The 3,453-nt window shown below is 42.3% G+C and carries 3 protein-coding genes; 1 reads left to right on the top strand and 2 read right to left on the bottom strand.

Features of this window, described 5'->3' with window-relative positions:
• On the bottom strand, positions 1–654 hold a 654-nt coding region (locus AB5754_RS12570), incomplete at its 3' end, for an ABC transporter ATP-binding protein (protein WP_368259635.1).
• Positions 655–890: 236 nt separating this feature from the next.
• Positions 891–2,300 (bottom strand): dipeptidase PepV, encoded by a 1,410-nt coding sequence (pepV, locus tag AB5754_RS12565; protein WP_368251144.1) that lies wholly within the window; start codon positions 2,298–2,300, stop codon positions 891–893.
• Positions 2,301–2,461: 161 nt separating this feature from the next.
• On the opposite strand from pepV, the gene AB5754_RS12560 reads away from it, so the two are divergent.
• Entirely contained in the window at positions 2,462–3,310 is an 849-nt protein-coding gene (locus tag AB5754_RS12560) for an NAD(P)H-hydrate dehydratase (RefSeq protein WP_368251145.1), read from the top strand.
• The last annotated feature ends 143 nt before the right edge of the window (positions 3,311–3,453 follow it).

Here is a 3,453-nt window from a genome sequence, read left to right as displayed (position 1 = left end):
GCTTTTCACTTTGCCATCATGAATTTCGATTAGACGATCGGCAATCGGCGCAATGGCTACGTTATGGGTAACAATTACTACGGTAGTACCATCTAAACGACTTTTATCTTGCAAAATTTTCAGTACTTGTTTACCGGTACGATAATCTAGCGCCCCGGTAGGTTCATCACATAAAAGTAATTTAGGATTTTTCGCCACCGCTCGAGCAATGGCCACTCGTTGTTGTTCCCCACCGGAAAGTTGAGCCGGAAAATTATCCATGCGCTCTCCTAGTCCTACATCTTTTAAAACAGCTTCAGGATCCATAGCAGTTGGCACGATTTCTGATGCCAGTTCTACATTCTCTTTTGCAGTTAAATTGGCTACCAGATTATAAAATTGGAAGACAAAACCTACTTCATTTCGGCGATAAGTGGTCAATTGTTTGGCATTATAGTTGGCAATGTCATTGCCGTCGATGATAACTTGTCCTTCATCGTTGGTATCCATTCCCCCTAGAATATTCAAAACTGTAGATTTTCCCGCACCAGAGGCTCCTAAAATCACCACTAGTTCCCCTTTTTCGATGCCAAAAGTAATGCCATCATTGGCAGTAATTACCGTATCCCCAGTTTTATACCGTTTATAGCTATCTAGCATTTCAATGTAGGCCATGTTTCTTCCTCCTCAAAACGAAACCGTTGTCACTCTTATGATACCCGAAGGAATAAACTTTGGCGAATGGTTTCTATTTATAGGATACCTTTCAGTTTTAGTCATATACTCACTAAACTCGTTGCTTAGCAAAGCTCTTGAAGTAATGAGTTTAAAATAGAAAAAAGGTTATGGCAAAAGGATCTCTCCTCTACGCCATAACCTTTTTAGCTTATTCTATACTTCAAACTGTTGCTTTATTTTGCCAAACGGTAAATTGCATCTGCAAAAATTACAGCAGAGTTGAACAAATCATCCAAGCTCATAAATTCATTGGCTTGGTGCATTGTGTCCGTGTAGTTAGGGAACATTGCCCCATACGCTACGCCTCGTTCTAACAAGCGACCGAATGTTCCGCCACCGATTACTTGTTCATAACCTTTTTCACCTGTATGGTCTTCGTAAACTTGTAACAAGGTAGCCACCAATGGATCATCCATTGGTACGTAGTGAGCCGGCATATCCCGATCGCCTTTTGTTGCTTTACCAGTATCACCTAGTAAATCGCTAATGGCTTTTTGTAAGCTGTCGCCAGTAACGCCTGTTGGGTAACGGAAGTTTAACGTAATGATGTTATCCTCAAAGTCAGGACCAAATTTCAAAATCCCAGCATTCATGGTTAGCTTACCCATGCGTTCGTCTTCTTTAGCTACTCCTAGTTTTTCACCGTAGAAGTCTTCATGAACATAGGCTGCTGCGGTGTGTAGGAAGTTTTTCGCTCCGGCTGCAAAATCATAACGATCTAAGAATGTAGCTAAGAACGTGCCAGCGTTGATTCCGATTTGAGGGCTAGCGCCGTGAGCACCTTTACCAACTAGGCTGATTTTCACCAATTGATCTTCAGCGACTAATTCGCCTTTTAAATTAACTTCTTTCAAATAATCTTCAAAGGCTACAGCAAGGCCTTCGATTACTGAACTATCGTCTACGGTAATGACAGCAGTAGCCGTACCCGGTACCATATTTTCCCGTAAGCCGGAATCAAAGCTTTCCAAAACAAAGCTACCTGCATTCGTGCCGTCGAAATGCATGGTAATCGTTACATTTCCTTTTTCACCATTGATAATTGGGAATTCGGCATCTGGTGAGAAACCGAAGTCTGGTTTTTCTTCATGTTTGAAGTAGTATTCCATATCGCCCCAGCCAGATTCTTCATCAGTACCAACTACAATCCGGACTTTTTTAGACAATGGCAAACCTAGTTCTTTGATGATTTTCAAACCGTAGTAAGCGGCAATACTTGGGCCTTTGTCATCAGAAGAACCCCGAGCAAAGATTTTGTTGTCTTTGATTACTGGCACATAAGGATCGGTATCCCAACCATCACCGGCTGGTACCACGTCCATGTGGCAAAATAGGCCTAGGGTTTCGTCTCCTTCGCCATATTCAATATGCCCTGCATAGTTGTCTACATTTTTCACAGTGAATCCATCTCGTTCACCGTAACCTAGCATGTGGATCAAGGCATTTTTAGGTCCTGGGCCAAATGGCGCATCTTTTGTCGCTTTGTCGTCTTCTCGATCACTTTTCACTTTCAGCAATTCAACTAAGTCATCAAGTAACGCATCTTTGCGTTGTTCTACTTCTTTTTTCCAATCGATAGACATGTTATTCCCTCCAGTTTATAAGTACAAATGGTACTATTTTCCTTTTCCATGATACACTTCTTCCTTAAAAATGACAAACAAGCTCTCCGAAAATTCTGGGTTTTCCCCTAGATTTGGTTATCGTGATATAATCAAAAGAAATGATTCAAGAGGTGGTAGGAGTGGAAACCATTAGCGAAAGCTTAGTCAAAACCGTCATTCAAAAACGACCCGCAATAAGTCATAAAGGCAATTTTGGTCATGTAACGTTAATTGGCGGTGACGCTCATTACGGTGGTGCAATTATTATGGCCACAGAAAGCTGCATCTTAGCTGGTGCCGGCCTAACCACCGTCGTCACCGCCAGCCCAAATCATGCCCCTTTGCACACCCGGCGCCCGGAAGCGATGGTTGTAGACTGGCAAGATTTTGCCGCAGTGGAACAAGCCATTGAAACCGCTGATGTCGTTTTAGCCGGTCCCGGTCTAGGAGAAACAGAAACGGCTCGAAAATTGCTGAACTTTCTCTTACAAAAACGCCGTCCAGAACAATGGCTGATTTTAGATGGTTCTGCCCTTACTTTATTAGCCGCAACTTCAGTAACAAAATTAGCAGAAAAACTCCGCTATCCTGAAACTGTCGTTTTAACACCTCATCAAATGGAGTGGCAACGTCTGAGCAAAATTCCGATTAAAGAGCAGAGCCAAGAGAACAATCAAAAAATTCAAGCTTTAATTGGTGGGACAATTGTAGTAAAAAGTCATCGCACAGAAATTTATGGTCACCATCAAATGTATCAAAATCCATTAGGAAATCCTGGCATGGCTACAGGAGGTACCGGTGACACTTTAGCCGGTCTTATCGCAGCATTTCTCGGTCAGTTTCCTAAAAACAGCACCACCATTGCTGCCGCGGTTTATCTCCACAGTAAAATCGGCGATGCCCTCTACCAAAGTGATTATGTAGTCTTGCCCACCAAGCTCAGCAGTCAATTGCCGAAGTGGATGAAACATTATGAAGAGCAAAATTAAAAATGCTAGACACTTTCCGATTATGAAAAGTGTCTAGCATTTTTTACTGATCTTTAACTAATGTTTCATAAAGCAGTTTCGTATAACCAATCCGTCCTTCTGGGGTCAGATGAACTTGATCTTCATAGAACCAATCGCTGTGG

Source organism: Enterococcus sp. 2201sp1_2201st1_C11_2201SCRN_220225, assembly GCF_040925905.1.
Taxonomy (GTDB): Bacteria; Bacillota; Bacilli; order Lactobacillales; family Enterococcaceae; genus Enterococcus_C; species Enterococcus_C asini_A.
Note: the sequence above shows the minus strand (reverse complement) of the source record. Positions and strands in the feature narration are given on the sequence as shown.